Origin of the sequence: Streptomyces sp. NPDC002701 (genome assembly GCF_042889045.1) — a bacterium.
Taxonomy (GTDB): domain Bacteria; phylum Actinomycetota; class Actinomycetes; order Streptomycetales; family Streptomycetaceae; genus Streptomyces.
In genome coordinates this window covers 436,961-461,405 of the sequence record NZ_JBIAQL010000001.1, presented here as the reverse complement: position 1 = coordinate 461,405, position 24,445 = coordinate 436,961, and the positions used below count along the sequence as shown (strand labels likewise).

General features: G+C 69.7%; 18 protein-coding genes. 1 reads left to right on the top strand and 17 read right to left on the bottom strand.

Features of this window, described 5'->3' with window-relative positions:
- Nucleotides 1–6 precede the first annotated feature (6 nt).
- The 13 genes from ACFYXC_RS01940 to ACFYXC_RS01880 all read right to left on the bottom strand — a co-directional run bounded on the left by ACFYXC_RS01940 (nucleotide 7) and on the right by ACFYXC_RS01880 (nucleotide 18,256).
- Entirely contained in the window at nucleotides 7–813 is an 807-nt protein-coding gene (locus ACFYXC_RS01940) for a TIGR03936 family radical SAM-associated protein (RefSeq protein WP_388908889.1), read from the bottom strand.
- A gap of 48 nt (nucleotides 814–861) precedes the next feature.
- Nucleotides 862–2,160, bottom strand: a complete 1,299-nt coding sequence (locus ACFYXC_RS01935; protein ID WP_389545747.1) for a hypothetical protein — start codon at nucleotides 2,158–2,160, stop codon at nucleotides 862–864.
- Between the two features lie 65 nt (nucleotides 2,161–2,225).
- Nucleotides 2,226–4,184, bottom strand: a complete 1,959-nt coding sequence (locus ACFYXC_RS01930; protein ID WP_389545744.1) for a TIGR03960 family B12-binding radical SAM protein — start codon at nucleotides 4,182–4,184, stop codon at nucleotides 2,226–2,228.
- Between the two features lie 250 nt (nucleotides 4,185–4,434).
- The gene (locus ACFYXC_RS01925; RefSeq protein WP_389545741.1) at nucleotides 4,435–5,949 is read right to left on the bottom strand and encodes a CHAD domain-containing protein; all 1,515 of its coding nucleotides are present in this window, start codon (nucleotides 5,947–5,949) and stop codon (nucleotides 4,435–4,437) included.
- A 133-nt stretch (nucleotides 5,950–6,082) separates the two neighbouring features.
- The gene (gene rodA / locus ACFYXC_RS01920) at nucleotides 6,083–7,282 is read right to left on the bottom strand and encodes a rod shape-determining protein RodA (RefSeq protein ID WP_388908897.1); all 1,200 of its coding nucleotides are present in this window, start codon (nucleotides 7,280–7,282) and stop codon (nucleotides 6,083–6,085) included.
- Nucleotides 7,279–9,576, bottom strand: a complete 2,298-nt coding sequence (gene mrdA, locus ACFYXC_RS01915; RefSeq protein WP_389545738.1) for a penicillin-binding protein 2 — start codon at nucleotides 9,574–9,576, stop codon at nucleotides 7,279–7,281. The genes rodA and mrdA overlap by 4 nt, the downstream gene beginning before the upstream one ends.
- A gap of 65 nt (nucleotides 9,577–9,641) precedes the next feature.
- The gene (mreD, locus tag ACFYXC_RS01910) at nucleotides 9,642–10,313 is read right to left on the bottom strand and encodes a rod shape-determining protein MreD (RefSeq protein WP_389545736.1); all 672 of its coding nucleotides are present in this window, start codon (nucleotides 10,311–10,313) and stop codon (nucleotides 9,642–9,644) included.
- Nucleotides 10,314–10,327: 14 nt separating this feature from the next.
- Entirely contained in the window at nucleotides 10,328–11,272 is a 945-nt protein-coding gene (gene mreC / locus ACFYXC_RS01905; RefSeq protein ID WP_389545733.1) for a rod shape-determining protein MreC, read from the bottom strand.
- A gap of 218 nt (nucleotides 11,273–11,490) precedes the next feature.
- Nucleotides 11,491–12,510: a rod shape-determining protein gene (locus ACFYXC_RS01900; protein WP_081217257.1), complete on the bottom strand. Its 1,020-nt coding sequence runs from the start codon at nucleotides 12,508–12,510 to the stop codon at nucleotides 11,491–11,493.
- Nucleotides 12,511–12,880: 370 nt separating this feature from the next.
- Nucleotides 12,881–13,294, bottom strand: a complete 414-nt coding sequence (ndk, locus tag ACFYXC_RS01895) for a nucleoside-diphosphate kinase (RefSeq protein WP_388908906.1) — start codon at nucleotides 13,292–13,294, stop codon at nucleotides 12,881–12,883.
- A gap of 222 nt (nucleotides 13,295–13,516) precedes the next feature.
- Nucleotides 13,517–13,861, bottom strand: a complete 345-nt coding sequence (locus ACFYXC_RS01890; RefSeq protein ID WP_388908908.1) for a DUF4233 domain-containing protein — start codon at nucleotides 13,859–13,861, stop codon at nucleotides 13,517–13,519.
- Between the two features lie 3 nt (nucleotides 13,862–13,864).
- Nucleotides 13,865–15,370, bottom strand: a complete 1,506-nt coding sequence (locus ACFYXC_RS01885) for a bifunctional folylpolyglutamate synthase/dihydrofolate synthase (RefSeq protein ID WP_389545728.1) — start codon at nucleotides 15,368–15,370, stop codon at nucleotides 13,865–13,867.
- Between the two features lie 255 nt (nucleotides 15,371–15,625).
- Complete coding sequence (locus ACFYXC_RS01880; protein WP_389545725.1) at nucleotides 15,626–18,256, bottom strand: valine--tRNA ligase; 2,631 nt, start codon at nucleotides 18,254–18,256, stop codon at nucleotides 15,626–15,628.
- Nucleotides 18,257–18,392: 136 nt separating this feature from the next.
- On the opposite strand from ACFYXC_RS01880, the gene ACFYXC_RS01875 reads away from it, so the two are divergent.
- Entirely contained in the window at nucleotides 18,393–19,355 is a 963-nt protein-coding gene (locus ACFYXC_RS01875; protein WP_389545722.1) for a hypothetical protein, read from the top strand.
- 84 nt (nucleotides 19,356–19,439) lie between these two features.
- On the opposite strand, the gene clpX is transcribed toward ACFYXC_RS01875, so the two are convergent.
- From clpX to tig, 4 genes are all read right to left on the bottom strand, one after another.
- Complete coding sequence (gene clpX, locus ACFYXC_RS01870; RefSeq protein ID WP_107016457.1) at nucleotides 19,440–20,726, bottom strand: ATP-dependent Clp protease ATP-binding subunit ClpX; 1,287 nt, start codon at nucleotides 20,724–20,726, stop codon at nucleotides 19,440–19,442.
- 160 nt (nucleotides 20,727–20,886) lie between these two features.
- The gene (locus ACFYXC_RS01865) at nucleotides 20,887–21,567 is read right to left on the bottom strand and encodes an ATP-dependent Clp protease proteolytic subunit (RefSeq protein WP_389545718.1); all 681 of its coding nucleotides are present in this window, start codon (nucleotides 21,565–21,567) and stop codon (nucleotides 20,887–20,889) included.
- Between the two features lie 101 nt (nucleotides 21,568–21,668).
- Nucleotides 21,669–22,274: an ATP-dependent Clp protease proteolytic subunit gene (locus tag ACFYXC_RS01860; protein ID WP_389546743.1), complete on the bottom strand. Its 606-nt coding sequence runs from the start codon at nucleotides 22,272–22,274 to the stop codon at nucleotides 21,669–21,671.
- Nucleotides 22,275–22,837: 563 nt separating this feature from the next.
- Entirely contained in the window at nucleotides 22,838–24,262 is a 1,425-nt protein-coding gene (tig, locus tag ACFYXC_RS01855) for a trigger factor (RefSeq protein ID WP_389545715.1), read from the bottom strand.
- Nucleotides 24,263–24,445: the final 183 nt, after the last annotated feature.

The following is a 24,445-nucleotide window of genomic DNA, read 5'->3' as shown; positions in this document are numbered from 1 at the left end:
CCTTCCTTACGCCGACGCCTTCGCGGCGGCAGCTGCGGTCTCCCCGGAGGTGACCGGGGAAGATGCTGCTGCCTCGCGGTCGGGCGCGAGCGGGTCGGTCACCGTGCCGGTCTCTTCATCGAACAGCCCCTGCGCCAGCCTGGTCACCGCTGCGGGGACCGGCGGCGCCAGGTCGGCCACAGCTCGGAGACCGGACAGGACGTCGTCAGGTCGAACGGCAGGCGTCACGTGCCGAACAACCAGCCGCAGTATCGCACAAGCCTGGTCGGTCGGCCTATCAGCCTGGGGACCGAGTGCCTCCGACGGCGTGCCGGGCCGTGCGCTGTGCGCCTCCAGGCTCGCGACGGCGCCGCGGGCGTCGAAGGTGCGCATGCCGTTCTTCGCCTTGCGCCGGACCTCGACGGTCTCGGCCGCCGTGAAGGCGCCGACCGCCCGCTCCGCGTCCTCGGGGGACACGCCGTCGAGGCGCATCTCCCACACGGACGCGGTGAGCCGTTCGGCGAGACCCGACGTACGGGCCTCCACGGCGTCGATGATGTCGAGCCCCACGGGCATCGACTCGTCGAGGAGCTCGCGCAGCGTGTCGGGGTCGCGCGCGTCGGTGAGCGCGATCTCCAGGTACTCGGCCTCACTGCCCGTGCCGGTGGGTGCGGCATTGGCGTACGACACCTTCGGGTGCGGCGTGAACCCCGCCGAGTACGCCATGGGCACCTCGGCTCGGCGCAACGCGCGCTCGAAGGCACGCTGGAAGTCACGGTGGCTGGTGAACCGGAGGCGGCCGCGCTTGGTGTAACGCAGTCGGATGCGCTGCACCGCGAGTGCGGGCGGCGGGCCTTCGGGCTGTCGCTTGCCCAGTGTCGCTCAGTCCTTCGTGAGTGCGGTCGTACTACTACCTAGAGTACGTGCCCCGGCGGCCGCCGGTTCCCTCCGGGAGCCGTCCGGTGCGGACCGCGGTGACCCGTCGGGCGCCACGGGGTGTCCCGGCCGCGGCTCGCTCCCGGGCCGGGACAGGGATACGGGGACGGGCTCGCGCGGGGCTCCGAACAGCGCGCGCCGGATGTCGGCCCTGGTCTGCCGTGCCGTCTCCCGCGCGCTCGCCAGGGCCTGCCGGGTGGCGCGCCCCACGCTCCGGGCGGCTTCGGCCACGGGCCGCCAGAAGGTGTCCCGCACGAGGTGGCCCAACGGGGTGAGCACACTCCGGTACGCCCAGAGCACCGGCTCGACGAAGATCCACCGGAAGAGTCGTCCGAGGAACCGCCCGACGGCCAGGGACACGTACCCGGCCACCCGCCAGGCGTGCCCGAGGGCGGCGCCGATCTCCCGCGCGACGACGGCGACGCCACGGCCGACCGGGGCGAGCACCCGGCGCCACACGGCGACGGCGGGCACGACGACGACCCACCACAGCAGGGTCCCGACGCCCCGGGCACCCCACACCGCCACGCCCCGAGCTCCCCGCCCCACCCAAGTGGCCCCGGCCCACAGCCCACCACCGACCCAGGTGATCCCGGTCCACACCCCCCGGCCGGCCCATGCCACGTCGGCCCACACCCCCAGGCCGACCCACGTGACGGCAGCCCACACCCCTCCGCCGATCCATGTCACGCCGGCCCACACCCCACGGGCGACCCACAGGGCACCGGCCCACAGGCCCCCCACGGCCCAGGCGATGCCCCGCCCTGCCGGTGTCAGCAGCGTCCGGTACAGCCAGCCCGCCGGAACCAGCACCGACACCCGCCACAGCAGGCCGCAGAGCGCCCCGAACCCTCGCAGCGCCCACACGATGCCGTGCCCGAGAGGCGTCAGCACCCGCTCGTACGACCACTGGGACGGGAGGACGAGCAGCACGTGCCCGAGCCGGGCGAGCGCCCGGCCCGCCGGGACGGCCACGTACCGCCACAGCCCCACCCAGGGCCACACGAACACCAGCCGGCCCAGCCACACGACGGCTCGTCCCAGCGGGGTCGCCACCCACAGGAGGGCCCGGCCGAACGGTCGCAGCAGCGTGTCCCTGAGGAACCGGCCGGCGACGACCATCGCGTCCCAGGCCATCCGCACGGGCAGGACCAGCAGTAACACCACGATCCGCACGGGGATGCGGATGGCCACGACGAGGCACCCCTCGGGCGGCGCGGGCTGCGGCGACTTCTCCAGGTCCATACCGACCAGGACGCGTCAGCGGCCCGTACGGATGCAGAACCCCGGTTTTCCTCCAGGCGTCCGGCTCAGTGGACGTGTCCGCCGGTCACGGGCTGCTTGACCGTCAGGGGCAGCAGCTTCTTGCCCGTCGGGCCCACCTGGATCTCGGTGGACATGGCAGGACACACGCCGCAATCGAAGCAAGGGGTCCACCGGCAGTCGTCGACCTCCGTCTCGTCGAGGGCGTCCTGCCAGTCCTCCCAGAGCCAGTCCTTGTCCAGCCCTGAGTCCAGGTGGTCCCAGGGCAGGACCTCCTCGTAGGTGCGCTCGCGGGTGGTGTACCAGTCGACGTCCACGCCGAAGGCGGGCAGCGTCTTGTCGGCGCAGCGCATCCAGCGGTCGTACGAGAAGTACTCACGCCAGCCGTCGAAGCGGCCGCCGTCCTCGTAGACGGCGCGGATGACGGAGCCGATGCGGCGGTCGCCGCGGGAGAGCAGGCCCTCCACGATGCCGGGCTTGCCGTCGTGGTAGCGGAAGCCGATGGAGCGGCCGTACTTCTTGTCGCCGCGGATCTTGTCGCGGAGCTTGCCCAGGCGTGCGTCCGTCTCCTCCGCCGACAGCTGCGGGGCCCACTGGAACGGCGTGTGGGGCTTGGGGACGAAGCCGCCGATGGACACCGTGCAGCGGATGTCGTTCTGGCCGGAGACCTTGCGGCCCTCGGCGATCACGTTCATCGCCATGTCCGCGATCTGCAGGACGTCCTCGTCCGTCTCGGTGGGCAGGCCGCACATGAAGTACAGCTTGACCTGGCGCCAGCCGTTGCCGTACGCCGTCGAGACGGTCCGGATGAGGTCCTCTTCCGAGACCATCTTGTTGATGACCTTGCGCATGCGCTCGGAGCCGCCCTCGGGGGCGAAGGTCAGTCCGGAGCGGCGGCCGTTGCGGGTCAGCTCGTTCGCCAGGTCCACGTTGAAGGCGTCGACGCGGGTGGAGGGGAGGGAGAGTCCGACCTTGTCCTCCTCGTACCGGTCGGCCAGGCCCTTGGCGATGTCGCCGATCTCGGAGTGGTCCGCCGAGGAGAGGGAGAGCAGGCCCACCTCCTCGAAGCCCGTCGCCTTGAGGCCCTTCTCGACCATGTCGCCGATGCCCGTGATCGAGCGCTCACGCACCGGGCGGGTGATCATGCCCGCCTGGCAGAAGCGGCAGCCGCGGGTGCAGCCGCGGAAGATCTCCACCGACATGCGCTCGTGGACGGTCTCCGCGAGCGGCACGAGGGGCTGCTTCGGATAGGGCCACTCGTCCAGGTCCATGACCGTGTGCTTGGACACGCGCCACGGGACACCCGACCTGTTGGGGACCACGCGGGCGATACGGCCGTCCGCGAGGTACTCCACGTCGTAGAACGCCGGGATGTAGACCGATCCCGTCTTCGCGAGGCGGAGCAGGACCTCCTCGCGGCCGCCGGGGCGGCCCTCCGCCTTCCAGGCGCGGATGATGTCCGTCATGTCGAGCACGGCCTGCTCGCCGTCGCCGATGATCGCCGCGTCGATGAAGTCGGCGATGGGCTCCGGGTTGAAGGCGGCGTGGCCGCCGGCCAGGACGATCGGGTCGTCGAGACCGCGGTCCTTCGACTCCAGCGGGATGCCGGCGAGGTCGAGGGCGGTCAGCATGTTCGTGTAGCCCAGCTCCGTGGAGAAGGACAGGCCGAACACGTCGAACGCCTTCACCGGGCGGTGGGCGTCCACCGTGAACTGCGGGACGCCGTGCTCGCGCATCAGCTCCTCCAGGTCCGGCCAGACGCTGTACGTGCGCTCGGCCAGCACGCCCTCGCGCTCGTTCAGGACCTCGTAGAGGATCATGACGCCCTGGTTGGGCAGCCCTACCTCGTACGCGTCCGGGTACATCAGCGCCCAGCGGACGTCGCACGCCTCCCAGGGCTTGACCGTGGAGTTGAGCTCTCCGCCGACGTACTGGATCGGCTTCTGCACATGCGGGAGCAGAGCTTCGAGCTGTGGGAACACCGACACAGCGGCTTCGGCAGGCATGTCGCGACCTTCGTGAGCTGATAGGGGGTGACTGTCAAGCCTAACGTGCCGGGGGGTGCCCCCCGTCCGCCTTCCGGAGCACCGGCCGCCCCGGGGCGCCCTGGATGCGCCCGCACCGGGTCACGCCGGGGCCTCGTGCGGCTGCGGGTCCGTCGTGGCCGGGCGCGCAGTTCCCCGCGCCCCCGAGGGGCTCGACTGCGGGTCCGTCGTGGCTGAGCGCGCAGTTCCCCGCGCCCCTCAAGGCGCGGGGCTAGAAGGTGTTTTCGTTGTGGATCGACTGCCATGTCTCCGGGAGGGCGGCCTCCGCGTACGTGGCCCTGAGCTCCTCGCGTCCGTACAGGACTCCGTACGTGAAGCCGTTCTCCCCCGCCGCGTGCGCCTGGGAGGCCAGGTCGCGCAGTGCCTCCCGGGCCATCACGCTGTCCTGGTGCTCGCCGAGCAGGCTCTGCAGGGCCTCCATGTCGCGCACCAGGCTCTTCGCGGGTTCGCCGAGTACGGGGGTGGCCAGCTCGGCCGCGTAGCGGGTGCGCTTGGTCTTCTTGCGGGACTCGTGGACGGCGAGGTCGCGGGTCTCCCCGGACGCCAGGCCGATGGCCTCCTCGACCAGTCCGGACAGCTTGGCGAAGTCCTTGCGCAGCGCCTTCGTGATCGCCTTGTCCGTGGTGTCCGCAGCGGCGCCCCGCAGCGGCGGGGTGGCGAGCAGCGCGTCGAGGGTGACGAGGAGGTCCAGGTAACGCCCGCCGTCGAGGACCGCGACGAGACGGCGCCGGGAACCGGAGCGGCGGGCGTGGGCCCAGGCGCGCAGGCGGCCACGGACGGGTCCGGCGAGCAGGGTGCCCGGCAGGTCGTCGAGGGCCGCGGTGAGCCGCTCGGTCAGGACCTCACGGTCGCGGTCGATGCCCAGTTCCCCCGCCAGCCACTTCAGTTCGTCCTGGACGGGGTCGGTGACGGTCCGGTCCAGGATGTTGCCGTACGAGCGGAAGGTGCTGCGCAGCCGGCGGGTGGCGACGCGCATGCCGTGCACGGCGTCGTGGACGTCCCGCCGGACGGCCGGGTCGAGTTCGACGATCGCGTCGCGCTGGGCACGGACGTACGCGAGGACGTGGTCGCCTGCGGTGACCGGCGCCGCCTTCACGACGGCCTCCGTGCGGGGTTTGCGGCCCGTCTCGCCGAGTGCCCTGGCGAGTTTGGACGTCGACCTGGAGCGGGAGACGCCGGCCTTGCGCAGTTTCTTCTCGACCTTGTCGAGGAAGGCGGGGTCGCCCCCGTCCGCGAGTTCGACCTCGATCTCGGTCCATTCGGCGGTGCCGTGGCCGCCGCTGAGCCGCTCGGCGCGTACGCGGTCGACGCTGACCTCGGCGAGCAGGCCCCCGGCCTCGTCGACGAGGTGGCGTACGTCGCGGGCCGACCGCAGCCGTACGACGGGAACCAGTTCGGCGTCGCGCGCGCGGGAGCGGACGAGTCCGGTGAAGGCGTGGGGCACGGTGTCGGAGAGCGGGGCGTGGACCTCGTCCCGTACGCCGTCGGAGACGGGGAGCTTCAGATGCCAGCCGGCGTCGTGGCCGCCGGTGCGGCGGCGCAGGGTGAGGGACGCGGCGGCGAGGCGCTGGTCGGCCGTGTCGTAGTAGATCGCGTCCAGTTCGGCGACGCCCTTGTCGACGACGGCCGAGACACCGGAGACCCGCGTCAGGTCCGGCAGATCCGACAGCCCGGCATCCGCATCGGCCTCGTACTTGCGCTCGATCTCCCGCTTCGTCTCCACCATGACCTGAATCTAGGCCCCGGAAGGCCCGCGGGGAACCGCCCCGAAAGGGGCGCGGGGAACTGCGCGCTCAGCCACGACCGGCAAGCACGCGAACGAACCACCGCGCCCCTCCACGCCGAACCCGGTGGAACGGCTACGCCGACATGGGCCGCTGCACCCGGATCGACTGCAGCAGCCCGACCGCCACCCACACCGCGAACATCGACGACCCCCCGTACGAGACGAAGGGCAGGGGCAGCCCCGCGACCGGCATGATGCCGAGGGTCATCCCGACGTTCTCGAAGGACTGGAAGGCGAACCAGGCGATGATCCCGGCGGCGACGATCGTGCCGTACAGCTCGGTCGTCTCGCGGGCGATCCGGCAGGCCCGCCACAGGACGACGCCCAGCAGGAGCAGGATGAGCCCGGCGCCGACGAAGCCCAGTTCCTCGCCGGCGACCGTGAAGACGAAGTCCGTCTGCTGCTCGGGCACGAACTGGCCGGTGGTCTGTGAGCCCTTGCCGAGGCCGGTGCCGAACAGCCCGCCGGAGCCGATCGCGATCCGCGCCTGGTTGGTGTTGTAGCCGACGCCCGCCGGGTCGAGCTCGGGGTTGGCGAAGGCCGCGAAGCGGTTGATCTGGTACTCGTCGAGGATCTTGAGCTGCCAGACCGCGATCGCCCCGAGCGCGCCCGCCCCGATCAGGCCGAAGATCCAGCGGTTGGAGGCGCCGGAGGCGAGCAGGACACCGAGCACGATGATGACCATGACCATGACCGACCCGAGGTCGGGCATGAGCAGGACGACCAGTATCGGTACGACGGCCAGGCCGAGCGCCTGGAGGACCGTGCGGTGGTCGGGGTGCGGTTTGTCGCCCGCGTCGACCCGGGCCGCGAGCAGCATCGCCATGCCGAGGATGATCGTGATCTTGACGAACTCGGAGGGCTGCAGCGAGAAGCCGCCGCCGATGACGATCCACGCGTGGGCGCCGTTGATGGTCGCGCCGAGCGGGGTCAGCACCAGCAGGACCAGGAAGACGCTGAGCCCGTACAGGATCGGTACGGCCGTGCGCAGGGTGCGGTGGCCGAGCCAGACCGTGCCGATCATCAGGGCGAAGCCGATGCCGGTGTTGAGCAGGTGCCGGAACAGGAAGTAGTACGGGTCTCCCTGGTTGAGCTCGGTGCGGTTGCGGGTCGCCGAGTAGACGAGGGCCGCGCCGATCAGGGAGAGCGCAATGGCCGCGAACAGTATCGGCCAGTCGAGTCTGCGGGCCAGCGAGTCGCGGGCGAACACCCGCGTCCAGCCCGCGCGTTCGGGTCCGTACCCGGAGACGGAGAAGCCGTTCGCGCCGGTCATACGAGCGACCTCCGCCTCTTCTTCAGGCGGGCGGAGCGGGCAGAGCGAACCGAGCGGGCCGAGCGCGCGGAGCGCCTGCGGGCGTCCCGGTTGGTGCCGTCGCCGGTGCCGGTGTTCGCCGCGGTGGCGGCCGGATTGTCGTACGCCACCTGCTGCTGCTCCTCCTCGGCGGCCTGCTCGTCGCCCTTGGGCGGGTAGACCCCGACCTTCGGTGCGTCGATCGACCCGTCCTTCTGGATCTTCGGCAGGTTCTTCTGCGGCGTGGGGAGCAGCGCCTTCTTCTTGTCGATCTTGCCGTCCTCGGAGACTCCGTACAGCGCGTTGTAGATCTTGCGGACGGCGGGGGCCGAGGCGCCGGAACCGGTACCGCCCTGGGAGATGGTCATGACGACCGTGTAGTCCTCGGTGTACGTGGTGAACCACGAGGTCGTCTGCTTGCCGTAGACCTCGGCCGTGCCCGTCTTGGCGTGCATCGGGATCTCGTCCTGCGGCCAGCCGCCGAACCTCCAGGCGGCCGATCCGCGGGTCGCGACACCTTCGAGGGCACCGTCTATCGCGTCGCGGGTCTGCTTCGACATCGGCAGCCTGCCGTGCGACTTCGGCTCGATCTCCTGGACGCTCTTGCCGTCCGCACTGATGATCGCCTTGCCGACGGTGGGGTCGTAGAGCGTGCCGCCGTTGGCGATGGCCCCGTAGATCGTCGCCATCTGGATCGGGGTGACGAGGGTGTCGCCCTGGCCGATCGAGTAGTTGACGGAGTCACCGGCGCGCATCCTGTTGCCTTCGAGGCAGTTCTCGTACGCGATCTGCTGGGCGTACGAGCCGCCCTTCTTGCCGTACTTGCACCAGGCGTCCTTGTTGGCCTTCCAGTAGTCCTGCTTCCACTGGCGGTCGGGGACGCGGCCGGTGACCTCGTTCGGCAGGTCGATGCCGGTCTCCTTGCCGAGGCCGAAGTCGTGGGCGGTCCGGTAGAACCAGTTCTTGGCGTTCTTCTTCGGCTTGATGCCGCCGTCCTTCTTCCACTCCTCGTGGGAGAGGCTGTAGAAGACGGTGTCGCAGGAGACCTCCAGGGCGCGGCCGAGGCTGATCGGGCCGTACCCCTTGGACTCGAAGTTCTTGAAGACCTGGCCGCCGATGGAGTACGAGGCACCGCACTGGTAGGGCCCGCCGAAGGAGTAGCCGGCCTTTATGGCGGCGGCCGTCGAGATGACCTTGAAGACCGAGCCGGGGGCCGACTGGCCCTGGATGGCGCGGTTCAGCAGCGGGTAGTTGGACTCCTTGCCGGTGAGCCGGGTGTAGTCCTTGCCGGAGATGCCGCCGACCCAGGCGTTCGGGTCGTACGACGGGTTGGACGCCATCGACACGACGCGCCCGGTCTTGTTCTCCATGACGACCACGGCGCCGGAGTCGGCCTTGTACTTCTCGCCGGTGTTCTTGTCGAAGACGTCACGGGCGTCCTTCATCGCCTCGTTCAGCTCGTACTCGGCGACGCGCTGGACACGGGAGTCGATGCTGGTGACGACGTTCGCGCCGGGCTGGGCCTCGTCGCTCTCGGCCTGGCCGATGACCCGGCCGAGGTTGTCCACCTCGTAGCGGGTGACACCGGCCTTGCCGCGCAGCTGCTTGTCGTACTGGCGTTCGAGACCCGAGCGGCCGACCTGGTCGGAGCGCAGGTACGGCGAGTCGGTGTGCTCGGCCTTGGTGATCTCCTCGTCGGTGACGGGCGAGAGATAGCCGAGGACCTGGGCGGTGTTGGCCCCGCCGGGGGCGGCGTAGCGGCGGACGGCCTGGGGCTCGGCGGTGATGCCGGGGAAGTCCTCGGCGCGCTCGCGGATCTGCAGGGCCTGCTTGGGCGTGGCCTCGTCGGTGATGGGGATCGGCTGGTAGGGCGAGCCGTTCCAGCAGGGCTGCGGCGTCTTGGAGTCGCACAGCCGGACCTTGTCCAGCACGTCCGAGGGCTTCAGGCCGAGGACGGCCGCGAGCTTGGTGAGGACGGCGTCGCCGTCGTCCTTCATCTTCATCAGGTCGGTCCGGGACGCGGAGACCACGAGCCGGGTCTCGTTGTCGGCGATCGGCACCCCGCGGGCGTCCAGGATCGAGCCGCGCACGGCGGGGCTGACGACCTGCTGGACGTGGTTGCCGGAGGCTTCCTTGGCGTACTCGTCGCCGTTGCGGATCTGGAGGTACCAGAGGCGGCCGCCGAGGGTGCCGAGGAGGGACAGGACGAGGATCTGGATGACGACGAGCCGGATCTGGACCCGTGGGGTCCGGCCGGTCTCCGGAATGTTGGTCACTGCGCTGCTCCCCCTCCCTCAGCGGGTTCGGTGTGCTGTCGTCATGCGGTCCGTACGCGCCGCCGTCACAGCCGCTTGACCCCCTTGATGCGACCCGCGCGGGCCATCCGGGCCCTGGCGGCCTTCACCTTGAGTCCACCGCGCCGGCCGCCGACGCGCAGCCCCGTGCCGGAGGACAGCCAGCCCGCGGCGACGTCGGCCGACTTGCCGGAGCCGCCGGTGTCGGCGAGCGGGTCGTTCTCGGCGCGCCGGGCCAGTGCCATGATCCCGGGGACCACGAAGGGGGCGAGCAGCAGGTCGTACAGGGCCGCCGTGAAGAGCAGGTTGCTCAGGCCGACATGGCGGGCGGCGGTGTCGCCGACGAGGGCGCCCACGCCCGCGTACAGGAGGGTGGAGCCGATCGCGGCGGCCACCACCACGGCCATCGGGCCGGTCGCGGACTTCAGCTGGCCGTTGTCGGGCTTGGCGAGGCCGGCGAGGTAGCCGATGACGCACAGCACCAGCGCGTAGCGCCCGGCGGCGTGGTCGGCGGGCGGGGCCAGGTCGGCGAGCAGGCCCGCGCCGAAGCCGACGAGGGCGCCGCCGACGTGGCCGTAGACCAGGGCGAGGCCGAGGACGGTGAGCAGCAGGAGGTCCGGCACGGCGCCCGGCAGGTGCAGCCGGGCCAGGACGCTGACCTGGATCACCAGGGCGACGATCACCAGGGTCGTGGAGAGCAGCATTCGGTTGAAGCGCATGGGGAAGTCAGCTCCTACTGCTCTTGCTGCTGGCCGTCGGCGGGCGCGCCGGCCGAGGGCGTGACCGTCACGGTCACGGTCGGCCGGGGCGTGGGCTTGGGTTTGGGCGGCAGCACCTCGTCGCGCGGGTCCTTGCGCGGGGCCTGGACGACGACGCCGACGATGTCGAGCTTGGAGAAGGACACGAACGGCGTGACGTAGATCGTGCGGGTCAGGTCGCCGCCGGAGGGGTCGACGCGGGAGACCAGTCCGACGGGGACGCCGGGCACGAAGGGCTTGTCGGCCTGCGATCCGAAGGTGACCAGCCGGTCGCCCTTCTTGATCTTGGCCTTGCCGTTGAGCAGTTCCACGCGCAGCGGGCGGTCGCCCTGGCCGGAGGCGAAGCCCAGCTCGTCGCTGGACTCCATCCGCGTGCCGACCGTGAAGTCGGGGTCGTTGGCGAGCAGCACGGTGGCGCTGCCCGGTCCCACGGTGGTGACGCGCCCGACCAGTCCGTCGCCGTTGAGGACGGTCATGTCGCGCTTGATGCCGTCGTTCGCGCCGGCGTCGATGGTGACCGTCCAGGAGAAGCCCTGGGCCGCTCCTATGGCGATGACCTCGGCGCCCTTGATGCCGTACTGACCGGCGCCTGCCGTCTTCAGCATCTTGTCGAGCTGTGCGCCGCGGCTGCGGTTGCGGTCGTCGCTGCCCAGCCTCGCCTTCAACTCGGCGTTGTCACGCTCGAGTTGGGAGATGCGGTCGTGACGGTCACCGGAGTCCCGCACGGCTTCGATCGCGTTGCCGACGGGGTCGACGGCGGTCGACACCCCGTCCTCGATCGGGCCGAAGACCGTGGCGGCGCCACGGCGGGCACCGTCGACCGGGGAGTCCTCACCCCCGCGGATGTCCACCGTGATCAGAGCGAACGCGATGGCGATCAGCAGCACCAGGAGCAGCCGGCTCTCTCGTGTGTCCCTCACGTGCGACGGCCGTGCCTTCCTCGTCGGAATTCGTGTATGGCTCACCCGGCGGGATCCGGAGGACCCCGGGACGCCTGACGCGCGTGACGCGTCCTGCGGCGCCACGAAGGGCCCTGGAGCGCGGCCCCGTGGGGGTGACTAGGGGGAGCTTATGCCTCGATATCAACGATCCGCCGTACGAGAGGAGATCATCTCGTACGGCGGAACGAAGAGTTACGTCATCTGCGCGGCTGGGCGTCCAGCACCTGCTGGAGCGCCTCGAACTCCTCCACGCACTTTCCGGAGCCGAGCGCCACGCTGTCCAGCGGGTCCTCGGCGATGTGGATCGGCATGCCCGTCTCGCGGCGCAGCCGCTCGTCCAGGCCGCGCAGCAGGGCACCGCCGCCGGTCAGCACGATCCCGCGGTCCATGACGTCGCCGGAGAGCTCCGGCGGACACTTGTCGAGGGTGGTCTTGACGGCGTCGACGATCGCGTTGACCGGTTCCTCGATCGCCTTGCGGACCTCGGCCGCCGAGATGACGACGGTCTTCGGCAGGCCGGAGACCAGGTCCCGGCCGCGGATCTCGGTGTGCTCGTCGGTGTCGAGGTCGTACGCGGAACCGATCGTGATCTTGATCTGCTCGGCCGTCCGCTCACCGAGGAGGAGCGAGTACTCCTTCTTGATGTGCTGGATGATCGCGTTGTCCAGCTCGTCGCCGGCCACGCGGATGGACTGTGCCGTGACGATTCCGCCGAGCGAGATGACCGCGACCTCGGTGGTGCCGCCGCCGATGTCCACCACCATGTTGCCCGTGGCCTCGTGGACCGGCAGGCCGGAGCCGATGGCCGCGGCCATGGGCTCCTCGATGATGTGCACCTGACGGGCGCCGGCCTGGGACGACGCCTCGATGACGGCACGGCGCTCGACGCCCGTGATGCCGGAGGGCACGCAGACGACGACCCGGGGACGGGCGAGGTAGCGCCGCTTGTGGATCTTCAGGATGAAGTAGCGGAGCATGCGCTCGGTGATCTCGAAGTCGGCGATGACGCCGTCCTTCAGCGGGCGCACGGCAACGATGTTGCCCGGCGTCCGCCCGATCATCTTCTTCGCTTCCGCACCGACCGCGAGGATGCCACCGGTGTTGGTGTTGATCGCCACGACGGACGGTTCGTTGAGTACGATCCCGCGACCCCTGACGTACACCAGCGTGTTGGCGGTCCCGAGGTCGACAGCCATGTCACGGCCGATGAACGACATTGAGTTCCCCATCAGGATTCGTCTGGCCTTCCCAAGTGGAGCTTTTGATGGCTTTTCAGGATGGCGAGGGTGAGCGCTGTGACGTGAAGACTTCCATCGTAGTCTCGCCTGCACGAACACTGCGCGAGGGTCTCCGCCATTGTCACCAGATGACGCGCCGCCTCGCTCCTGGAGACGGGCGATCGGGGGAACGCGTTCCCCCGATCGGCACGCATACGCCGGTGAACAGCCACCATTCTGCGCAGACCGCAGGTCAGACGCCTACTGGTCTGACGGCCCTTCAGAAGATTTTCACCATCGCCACGCGAGAGGACTCACGCCAGACGGCTCAAGCGCGACGGCTCACACGAGATGGCCCACGCGAGGTGGCTCACGCCAGACCGGGGAAGAAGATCTTGATCTCGCGCTCGGAGGACTCCTCGGAGTCGGAGGCGTGGATCAGGTTCTCGCGGACGATCACGCCGAAGTCACCACGGATCGAGCCGGGCGCGGCGGCGATCGGGTCGGTCGGACCCGCGAGCGCGCGTACGCCCTCGATGACCCGCTCGCCCTCGACGACCAGCGCCACGACCGGGCCGGAGGCCATGAAGGCGACCAGCGGCTCGTAGAAGGGCTTGCCCTGGTGCTCCCCGTAGTGCTGCTCCAGCGTGTCCTGGTCCAGCGTGCGCAGCTCCAGCGCGGTGATCTGCCAGCCGGCCTTGCGCTCGATACGGCTGATGATCTCGCCGGTCAGGCCACGACGGACCGCGTCGGGCTTGAGAAGGACGAGGGTGCGCTGGCTCACGGTGGTGGCTCCTTCAGGTCACAGATGTGCGGAACACGAGGCTACAGGGCGTGTCCGGACACGCGTTACACAGTGTCAGGTGCTAGGCCGGGCTGAAATGTTTTCAGCCCGTCCGACGTTTGAGGACGGGCGCGCAGCGCGACAGGGGGGTCTGAGGGCGCAGCCCCCAGGGACGGGGAGGGGCGGCGGGGGCGAGGAAGAAGCCACGGTGCCCGCGCCGCGCTAACCCCCCGCCCCGGCCTGCGCGGCAAACCGCGCCTTCGCCTCCTCCACCTTCCGCCCGTAGTGCACCGACGCCCACCACAGCGCGGCGAAGACGGCCCCGAGGAAGAACATCACCGGCACCACGAACCCGCTCGCGATCAGCGCGATCTGCAGCGCCCAGCCGAGCTGGACACCTCCCGGCCGCGTGATCATCCCGCACAGGAGCAGACACAGCACCATCGCGATCCCGCTCACCGTCCAGACCGTGGTCATGGACAGGTCGGGATCCTTCATCGCCACGAGTCCGGCGAACCCGATGACGAAGAACTCACCGATCAGCGTCGAAGCGCAGAGCGTCCGCACGGTTCAGTTCCCTCCGAGCAGCAGCCGGGCCTCGCCGACCGTGATGACGGAACCGGTCACGAGGACGCCGCCGCCCGCGTACTCGGCCTCTTCCTCGGCCAGCGTGATCGCGGCCTCCAGCGCGTCGTCCAGCCGGGGCTCGACCTGCACGCGGTCGTCCCCGAACACCTCGACGGCGATCGCAGCCAGCGCGTCCGCGTCCATCGCCCGGTGGCTGGAGTTCTGCGTCACGACGACCTCGGTGAAGATCGGCTCGAAGGCTTCCAGCAGCCCCCGTACGTTCTTGTCGCCGCTCGCCCCGACGACGCCGATCAGCCGGCTGAAGTCGAAGACCTCCTGGACCGCCTCGGCGGTCGCCCGGGCGCCCGCCGGGTTGTGCGCGGCGTCCAGCACGACGGTGGGCGAGCGGCGCACGATCTCCAGGCGCCCCGGCGAGGCGACCGACGCGAAAGCCTTGCGGACCGTGTCGAGGTCGAGCGGCTCCGGCCGCTGGGACCCGACGCCGAAGAACGCCTCGACCGCCGCCAGCGCCACCCCGGCGTTGTGCGCCTGGTACGCCCCGTGCAGCGGGAGGTACACCTCCTCGTACTCCCCGCCGAGGCCGCGCAGCGTCAGCAGCTGCCCGCCGACGGCGACCTGGCGGCTCACCACGCCGAACTCCAGCCCCTCGCGGGCGACGGCGGCGTCGACCTCCACCGACTTCTTGAGCAGCACCTGGGCGGCGTCGACGGGCTGCTGGGCCAGGATCACCGTCGCCCCCGGCTTGACGATCCCGGCCTTCTCCTTGGCGATCTCCCCCGGAGTCCCGCCGAGCCGGTCCGTATGGTCCAGATCGATGGGGGTCACCACGGCGACATCCCCGTCGATCACGTTCGTGGCGTCCCAGCTGCCGCCCATCCCGACCTCCACGACGGCCACGTCGACGGGCGCGTCCGCGAAGGCCGCGTACGCCATGCCGGTGAGCACCTCGAAGAAGGAGAGGCGGAACTCCTGCTGCGCGTCGACCATCTCGACGTACGGCTGGATGTCCCGGTACGTCTCCACGAACCGCTCCGCCGGGATCGCCGCCCCGTCCAGGCTGATCCGCTCGGTGATCGACTGGACGTGCGGTGAGGTGTACCGACCGGTACGCAGGTCGAAGGCGCCGAGCAGGGCCTCGATCATGCGGGCGGTCGACGTCTTGCCGTTGGTCCCGGTGATGTGGATCGAGGGGTACGCGCGCTGCGGCTCGCCCAGCACGTCCATGAGCGCGGCGATCCGGGCCACCGAGGGCTCCAGCTTGGTCTCGCCCCACCGCGAGGCGAGCTCGGTCTCGACCTCCCGCAGCGCCTTGTCGGTCTCCGGGTCGTCCGGGCGCCCGGGGATGTCGGACTGCGGCGCCCCGCCCTGCGTACGCAGGGTCCGGCTGCCGGCCTCGATCACGGCGAGATCGGGATCACGCCCGGTCTCCGCCTCGACGATCGCATCGAACGGATCAGACTCACTACGGTCCTGCGGCAGCTCACTCACCCCCCCAGTCTACGGAGCCCCCTAAAAGGAGAGCGCAGCCCTCTTCAAGCGGCGCAAGGACCCGCGCCCTCAGGAGGGCGCACCCCCTCCTTCAGCGGCGCAAGGACCCGCGCCCCGGGGAGGGCGCAGCCCTCCTTCAGGGGCGCGGGGAACTGCGCGACCAGCCCCCACCGACCCGCACCCGACAAACGCACCGCACCGCACCCGCACGCAAAAGGGCCCCGGGACCGCCACGGTCCCGGGACCCTCAAAAAACTACGCCCGCGGCAACCCATCCAGCTGAGCCCGCAACCGCGCAATGTCCTCCTCGGCCTTGGCCAGCCGCCCCCGGATCTTGTCCACGACCTGATCCGGAGCCTTCGCCAGGAACGCCTCGTTTCCCAGCTTGCCCTCGGCGACGGCCTTCTCCTTCTCGGCGGCGGCCAAGTCCTTGGCAAGCCGCTTCCGCTCCGCCGCCACATCGATCGTCCCCGACAGATCGAGCGCGACCGACGCCCCGGCGACGGGCAGCGTCGCCGTCGCCGCGAAGGACTCACCCTCCGGCTGCAACCGCAGCAACTGCCGGATGGCCGCCTCGTGCGGAGCGAACGCGGTCCCTTCCAGGGACAGCCGCGCCGGCACCCGCTGCCCCGGCTGCAGCCCCTGGTCGGCACGGAAGCGGCGCACCTCCGTGATCACCTGCTGCAGCGTCTCGATCTCACGCTCGGCGCCGGCGTCACGGAACCCGCTGTCCGCCGGCCAGTCCGCGACGACGACCGACTCGCCGCCCGTGAGGGTCGTCCAGAGCGTCTCCGTGACGAACGGCACGACCGGGTGCAGCAGCCGCAGTGTGACGTCCAGGACCTCACCGAGGACCCGCTTGCTGACGTCGGCGGCCGGGCCGCCCGCCATGAACGTCGTCTTCGACAGCTCGACGTACCAGTCGAAGACCTCGTCCCACGCGAAGTGGTAGAGGGCGTCGGAGAGTTTCGCGAACTGGAAGTCGTCGTAGAACGCGTCGACGTCGGCGACGGTCTTGTTGAGCCGGGACAGGATCCACCGGTCCGTCGCCGACATCTCGGACGGGTCGGGCAGCGGCCCGTCCACCGTCGCGCCGTTCATCAGCGCGAACCGCGTCGCGTTCCAGATCTTGTTGGCGAAGTTCCGGGACGCCTGGACCCAGTCCTCCCCGATCGGCACGTCCGTGCCGGGGTTGGCGCCGCGGGCCAGGGTGAATCGGACGGCGTCGGAGCCGTACGCGTCCATCCAGTCAAGCGGGTCGACGACGTTGCCGAACGACTTCGACATCTTCTTGCCGCGCTCGTCCCGGACCAGACCGGTCAGCGCGATGGTCCTGAAGGGGACCTCGCCGTCCATCGCGTACAGGCCGAACATCATCATCCGGGCGACCCAGAAGAAGATGATGTCGTGTCCGGTGAGCAGAACGTCGGTGGAGTAGAACTTCCGCAGATCCGGGGTCTGTTCGGGCCAGCCGAGCGTGGAGAACGGCCACAGGCCGGACGAGAACCAGGTGTCGAGGACGTCGGTGTCCTGCCGCCAGCCCTCGGCCTCCGTGCCCGGCGGCTGCTCGTCGGGGCCGACGCAGACCGTCTCGCCGTCCGGGCCGTACCAGACGGGGATGCGGTGGCCCCACCACAGCTGGCGCGAGATGCACCAGTCGTGCATGTTGTCGACCCAGTCGAAGTACCGCTTCGACATGTCCTCGGGGTGGATCTTCACCCGGCCGTCGCGGACCGCGTCACCGGCGGCCTGCGCGAGCGGGCCGACCTTGACCCACCACTGCAGGGACAGCCGCGGCTCGATGGTGGTCCGGCAGCGCGAGCAGTGCCCGACGCTGTGGACGTACGGGCGCTTCTCGGCGACGATCCGGCCCTGTGAACGCAGCGCGCCGACGATGGCGCTGCGCGCCTCGAAGCGGTCGAGTCCCTGGAAGGGGCCGTGGACCGTGATGACCGCCCGCTCGTCCATGACCGTGATCGACTCCAGGCCGTGGCGCCGGCCGATGGCGAAGTCGTTCGGGTCGTGGGCGGGGGTGACCTTGACGGCACCGGTGCCGAACTCGGGGTCGACGTGCGTGTCCGCGACGACCGGGATGGTGCGGTCGGTCAGCGGGAGCTTGATGCGCTTGCCGACGAGGTGCCGGTAGCGCTCGTCGTCGGGGTGGACGGCGACGGCGGTGTCACCGAGCATCGTCTCGGCGCGCGTGGTGGCGACGACGAGGGTCTCGTCGCCCTCGCCGTACGTGATGGAGACGAGCTCGCCGTCGTCCTCCTGGTAGTTGACCTCGATGTCGGAGATGGCCGTCAGACAGCGGGGACACCAGTTGATGATGCGCTCGGCGCGGTAGATCAGCTCGTCGTCGTACAGCTTCTTGAAAATGGTCTGGACGGCCTTGGACAGCCCTTCGTCCATGGTGAACCGCTCGCGGTCCCAGTCGACGCCGTCTCCGAGCCGGCGCATCTGGCCCAGGATCCTGCCGCCGTACTCCTCCTTCCACCGCCACACGCGCTCGACGAACTCCTCGCGCCCGAGGTCGTCGCGCGACTTGCCCTCCTCGGCGAGCTGCTGCTCGACCTTGTTCTGCGTGGCGATGCCCGCGTGGTCCATGCCGGGCAGCCACAGCGCCTCGTACCCCTGCATGCGCTTGCGCCGCGTCAGCGCGTCCATGAGCGTGTGCTGGAAGGCGTGGCCGAGGTGCAGGGACCCGGTGACGTTCGGCGGCGGGATGACGATGGTGTACGGGGGCTTGTCGCTGTCCGCGTCGGCGGCGAAGTAACCCCGCTCGACCCAGCGCTCGTACAGCTTCCCCTCTACCTCGGCCGGCGCGTACTGGGTCGGCAGTTCGGGGGTGTCGGCTGGTGGCTGCTGCTGAGCGTTGTCGGTCACGCAGCCAGTTTAGAGGTGTCACAGGCGCGCTCCGAAACTCGATTAGTTGGTAACGGTGCGGCCCCCGATGCTCCGGCCGTCCCCACCTTGGGTGAGGATGTCGGAATCACATAAGCATCTGGAGGGGAACCCAGGAATGAGCTACAACCAGCCGGGCCCGTACGGCGGGCAGCCCCAGCAGCCCGGACCGCACGGTCAGCCGGGTCCTTACGGCCAGCAGCCGCAGGCCCCTCAGCCCGGTTACGGCTATCCGCAGCAGGCTCCCGGGCAGCAGCCCGGTTACGGCTACCCTCAGCAGACCCCTCCCGGGGTTCCTCCGCAGCAGCCCGGCTACGGCCAGCAGCCTCCGTACGGTCAGCAGCCGCCCGGCGCCCCCTACGGCGCCCCGATGCCGCCGGCGCCCGGCGGGGGCAAGAAGAAGACGGGCCTCATCGTCGGCGCGGTGGCGGTCGTGGCCGCGATCGCGGTCGGCGCGTACTTCGTCATCGGCGGCAGTGACGGCGGCTCCGCGGCGGTCGAGGACGACGGCCCGCACAAGCTGACGACTCCGGCGACGGTGCTCACCGACTACAAGAAGAGCAAAGAGGCCGACAGCGGCGGCTTCGACGCGAGCGACGTCAAGAAGGCCGAGAAGCACGGCGTCAAGGGCGCCAAGGACGTCAACGCGGGATACCAGTCCGGGGACGACAGCAACCCGCTGGCCATGCAGATGATCCAGTTCATGGGCGTCTACGGCGAGATCGACGACCCGGAGAAGGTCGTCGACGCGATGTTCGTCGACATGAAGGAAGGCTCCGAGAAGGACGACGCGGACGAGGGCGAGGTCGTCGGCAGCCCCAAGAGCTACTCGCCCAGTGGTCTCGACGGCGCGGTCCTGAAGTGCCAGGAAACCAAGATCACGAACGAGGACGCCACGGGTGACGCGGCCTCCGGTCCGTCCTCGATCAGCATGCCGGTGTGCATCTGGGGCGACCACAGCACGCTCGGCGTCATCATCAACATCGACATGGCCAACGCCATGGCGGGCAAGGGCGCCGATCTCTCGGCGGCCGCGGACCTGACGGCGAAGTTCCGCAAGGAAGTCCGCGTCAAGCTCTGACCGACGCGGCACGCGTGACGGCGAAGGGGCCCCGGTCGAACGACCGGGGCCCCTTCGGTGCAACTCGCCTCTGTGACGCGCCGCTTACGCGGTCTTCTGCTCCCCCGGGCCGCGGCCCCGCGCGTCGCGCGGGATCAGGGTCGGGTTGACGTTCGAGCGGACGACCTCGGAGGTGATGACGACGCGGGCCACGTCCTTGCGGGACGGGACCTCGTACATCACCGCCTGCAGAACCTCTTCCATGATGGCGCGCAGGCCGCGCGCGCCGGTCTGGCGGAGGATGGCCTGGTCGGCGATGGCCTCCAGGGCCTCGCGCTCGAAGTCCAGCTCCACGCCGTCCAGTTCGAACAGGCGCTGGTACTGCTTCACGAGCGCGTTGCGCGGCTCCACCAGGATCTGGAGGAGGGCCTCACGGTCGAGGTTGTGGACCGAGGTGATGACCGGGAGGCGGCCGATGAACTCGGGGATCATGCCGAACTTCACCAGGTCCTCGGGCATGACGTCCTCGAAGCGGTCCTTCGCCTCCAGCTCCTTCTTGGAGCGGATCGTCGCGCCGAAGCCGATGCCCTTGGCACCCGCGCGGGACTCGACGAGCTTCTCCAGACCCGCGAAGGCACCACCCACGATGAACAGGACGTTCGTCGTGTCGATCTGGATGAACTCCTGGTGGGGGTGCTTGCGTCCGCCCTGCGGGGGCACGGAGGCCGTGGTGCCCTCCAGGATCTTCAGCAGGGCCTGCTGGACGCCCTCGCCCGACACGTCGCGCGTGATCGACGGGTTCTCGCTCTTGCGGGCCACCTTGTCGATCTCGTCGATGTAGATGATCCCGGTCTCGGCCTTCTTGACGTCGTAGTCCGCCGCCTGGATCAGCTTCAGCAGGATGTTCTCGACGTCCTCGCCCACATATCCCGCCTCCGTGAGCGCCGTCGCGTCGGCGATGGCGAACGGGACGTTCAGCATGCGGGCCAGGGTCTGGGCGAGAAGTGTCTTGCCGGAGCCCGTGGGGCCGAGCAGGAGGATGTTGGACTTCGCCAACTCGATGGCGTCCTCACGGTTCTGACCCGTGCTGTTCTCGCCGGCCTGGACCCGCTTGTAGTGGTTGTACACCGCGACCGAGAGTGCCTTCTTGGCCGACTCCTGGCCTACGACGTACCCCTCGAGGAACTCGTAGATCTCGCGGGGCTTGGGAAGTTCCTCCCAGCGCACCTCGCTCGTCTCCGCGAGTTCTTCCTCGATGATCTCGTTGCAGAGATCGATGCACTCGTCGCAGATGTACACACCAGGGCCTGCGATGAGCTTCTTGACCTGCTTCTGGCTCTTGCCACAGAACGAGCACTTGAGCAGATCGCCGCCGTCACCGATGCGTGCCACGGTGTGCTTCCCCTTCGCCTGGGAGTCGCCTGCGTCCAGCGGCTCCTGGTGCTGCCTTATGTCCGACGGTACCTTGCCGAGCCCCTCGTCCGGGCCCCCCTTGGCGCGGTTCACTTTGTCGTGAACCGCGTCAAGGAGCGGCAGACGATACAGCGAAGCGTCACGCGACCGCGGCGTTGTTCATCTTCCGGGTCGAGATGATCTGGTCGATCAGGCCGTACGCGAGCGCGTCCTCGGCCGTGAGGATCTTGTCGCGCTCGATGTCCTCGCGGATCTTCTCGATCGGCGTCGTCGAGTGCTTGGCCAGCATGTCTTCCAGCTGACCGCGCATCCGGAGGATCTCGTTGGCGGCGATCTCGAGGTCCGAGACCTGCCCGCGGCCGGTCTCGCTGTAGGGCTGGTGGATCAGCACGCGCGCGTTCGGAAGTGCCATGCGCTTGCCGGGTGTTCCGGCCGCCAGCAGGATCGCGGCGGCCGAGGCCGCCTGGCCCATGCAGACGGTCTGGATGTCCGGCTTCACGAACTGCATCGTGTCGTAGATGGCGGTGAGTGACGTGAAAGAGCCGCCGGGGCTGTTGATGTAGACCGAGATGTCACGGTCGGGGTCCATCGACTCCAGGCACAGCAGCTGCGCCATGACGTCGTTGGCGGAGGCGTCGTCGATCTGCACGCCGAGGAAGATCACGCGCTCCTCGAACAGCTTCGCGTACGGGTCGTACTCACGGACACCCTGCGAGGTGCGCTCGACGAAGCGCGGGATGACGTAGCGGGACTCCGCGCGAGGACCCGTGTACTCGGCCTGCGCGCGGGCGTAGAGTCCGCTGCCGGGGAAGTCGTTCACTGTGTCTCCTGAAGAGCCTGATAAGGGCTGAGGCGGTCGGCTGGGGGCTCGGAGGGGCCGGTGTCGGCCTGCGCCGACACCGGGGTCGGCACAGGGCCGCCCTACGCCGCCCCGGTACCGCCGCCGCCCGGCATGTCGGCAGCGGTGGGCATGATGTCGTCGATGAGGCCGTACTCCTTGGCCTCGATCGGGTCGAACCAGCGGTCACGGTCGGAGTCGCGGGTGACCTGCTCCACCGTCTGACCGGTGTGGAAGGCGGTCAGCTCCGCCATCCGCTTCTTGGTGTGCAGCAGCCGCTCGGCGTGGATCTTGATGTCCGACGCGGAGCCGGCGAGGCCGGCCGAGGGCTGGTGGATCAGGATCTCGGCGTTCGGCAGCGCGAAGCGCTTGCCGGGGGTGCCGGCGCTCAGCAGGAACTGGCCCATGGAGGCCGCCATGCCCATCGCGATCGTCACCACGTCGTTCTTGATGTACTGCATGGTGTCGTAGATCGCCATGCCGGCGGTGATCGAGCCGCCGGGGCTGTTGATGTAGAGGTAGATGTCCTTGTCCGGGTCGGAGGCAAGGAGCAGCAACTGTGCGGTGATCTTGTTGGCGATGTCGTCGTCGACCGCCTGGCCGAGGAAGATGATCCGCTCGCCGAGCAGCCGGTTGTAGACCTGGTCGCCGAGGCCACCACCGATGGGGTCGCCGGCGGCTGTGGGCATCAGATTCGTCACGTATCCACCTGCTCGTCTTACGACGGCGCCGGGCCGTCTACACGTCTTCTGCTGGGGGCGTGGGACCCCGTGTGCGTGCCGTGTCGGACGGCTCCGGGGACTCCCCTGCCCTCGTACTCATGGACCCTAACGCGCGGGTCCCTCCGGGGAATCCCGCAGAAGGAACTGTTCGCTGTGAGCGCATGCGCTCCGCCGGGTCCAGCAGGGAATTCACCGGCCCCCGCCCCCACCGGCCGGCAGCCGACGGCACGCGGACCGCGCCCCGTCACGGGCGCGGGGAACTGCGCGACCGGCCCCCGCCGCGCCGCAGACGCATCCGCCTCCGGTGATGCGCGGGCCGGGCCCCGTAGGGGCGTGGGGAACTGCGCGGCTCGCCCCCATCGGGCGCGAGCGCGGTTGCCTCCGGTGGGGTGGCGGCGGGTGCGGGCCGGTGGGGGTTGTTCGCGCCGTTCCCCGCGCCCCTGAAGGGGCCCTGCGGGCCCTCAGGAAGCACACGGGCCCCCAGGGTGTCCTGGGAGCCCGTAGTACGTACTGCGGAGTGCGGAGGCGGATCAGGCTTCGGTCTTCTCCTGGGCGGCCGCGGGGGCCTCCTCAGCTGCTTCCTCGGTCTCAGCCGCTTCCTCGGTCGAGCCCTCGGCGGAGCCGTCCGCAGAGACCTCGTCCTCGTCGTCGTCCAGGTCCACGATCTCGCCGTTCGTGTCCTTGACGGTGGCGGCCTCGACGACCACGGCAAGGGCCTTCCCGCGGGCGACCTCGCCGACCAGCATCGGGACCTGGCCGCCCTCGACGACCGCCTGGGCGAACTGGTCGGGGGACATGTTGGAGGAGGCGGCCCGCCGCATGAGGTGCTCGGTGAGCTCCTCCTGGTTGACGTTCAGCTTCTCCTTGTTGACGAGCTCGTCCAGGACGAACTGCGTCTTGATGCCCTTGACCGCGGCTTCCTTGGTCTCGGTGTCGAACTCCTCGGCCGTCTTGCCCTGGATCTCGAGGTACTTCTCGAGGTCGAGGCCCATCTGGCCGAGCTGGTGGTGCTCCAGGTTGTGCTTGCGGGTGTTGATCTCGTCCTCGAGGAGCTTCTCGGGGACGGGCACCTCGACGAGCTCCAGCAGCTTCTCCAGGACGCGCTCCTGGGCCTGCGTGGCCTGGTCGTACTGCTTCATGTTCTCGAGGCGCTTGCGGCTGTCGGCGCGGAGCTCTTCGAGGGTGTCGAACTCCGACGCGAGCTGCGCGAAGTCGTCGTCCAGCTCGGGCAGCTCGCGCTTGGCGACCTGGCTGACCTTGACGGTGACCTCGGCCTCCTTGCCGGCCGCCGAGCCGCCCTTGAGCTCGGAGGCGAAGGTGGCCTCGCCACCGGCCTCCAGGCCCTTCACGGCGTCGTCGATGCCGTCCAGGAGCTCGCCGGAGCCGATGGTGTAGGAGACGCCGCTCGCGACACCGTCCTCCAGCACCTCTCCGTCGACCTTGGCCTCCAGGTCGAGGGTGACGACGTCACCCTCCTCGGCGGCACGCTCGACCGGGGAGGTCGACGCGAAGCGCTCGCGCAGCTCCTCGACGGCCTTGTCGACGTCCTCCTCGCCGACCTCGACGGCGTCGACCTCGACCTCGATGCCGGAGTAGTCCGGGATCTCCAGGGTCGGGCGGACGTCGACCTCGGCGGTGAAGTTCAGCGTCTCGCCGTCCTTCAGCTCCGTGATGTCGACCTCGGGCTGGCCGAGGACGTTCAGCTCGGCCTCGTTGACCGCGTCGGTGTAGAACTTCGGGAGCGCGTCGTTGACCGCTTCCTCGAGGACCGCACCGCGGCCGAACCGCTGGTCGATGACGCGCGCCGGAATCTTGCCCTTCCGGAACCCCTTCACCGTGACCTGCTGGTTGATCTTCTTGTACGCCGCGTCGAGGCTGTCCTTGAGCTCCTCGAAGGGCACCTCGATGCTGAGCCGAACCCGGGTCGGGTTCAGGGTCTCCACGGCGCTCTTCACGGTTGGGTCTCCTTGGGGGCTGACTTCTTCGGGTTCTGCTGACGGTCTCGGCCGGTACGGCCGAGCCTCAGCGGATCTGGCGGCCCTTGAGGGACGTGAAAACGCAGACACACGGGCGCGCAGTTTGCATACTAGCCGCAGGCGGTACACGCCCCAAAAGGTGATCTTGCCGGTGTCCGGCAC

Bases quoted from the DNA above. Each gene is read 5' to 3' on its own strand.
- rodA (WP_388908897.1), bottom strand. From the start codon at position 7,282: ATGACCGGCGCGAACGGCTTCTCCGTCTCCGGGTACGGACCCGAACGC.
- mreD (WP_389545736.1), bottom strand. From the start codon at position 10,313: ATGCGCTTCAACCGAATGCTGCTCTCCACGACCCTGGTGATCGTCGCC.
- ACFYXC_RS01925 (WP_389545741.1), bottom strand. From the start codon at position 5,949: ATGGTGGAGACGAAGCGGGAGATCGAGCGCAAGTACGAGGCCGATGCG.
- ACFYXC_RS01860 (WP_389546743.1), bottom strand. From the start codon at position 22,274: ATGCCCACAGCCGCCGGCGACCCCATCGGTGGTGGCCTCGGCGACCAG.
- ACFYXC_RS01930 (WP_389545744.1), bottom strand. From the start codon at position 4,184: ATGCCTGCCGAAGCCGCTGTGTCGGTGTTCCCACAGCTCGAAGCTCTG.
- ACFYXC_RS01935 (WP_389545747.1), bottom strand. From the start codon at position 2,160: ATGGACCTGGAGAAGTCGCCGCAGCCCGCGCCGCCCGAGGGGTGCCTC.
- ACFYXC_RS01900 (WP_081217257.1), bottom strand. From the start codon at position 12,510: ATGTCGTTCATCGGCCGTGACATGGCTGTCGACCTCGGGACCGCCAAC.
- ACFYXC_RS01875 (WP_389545722.1), top strand. From the start codon at position 18,393: ATGAGCTACAACCAGCCGGGCCCGTACGGCGGGCAGCCCCAGCAGCCC.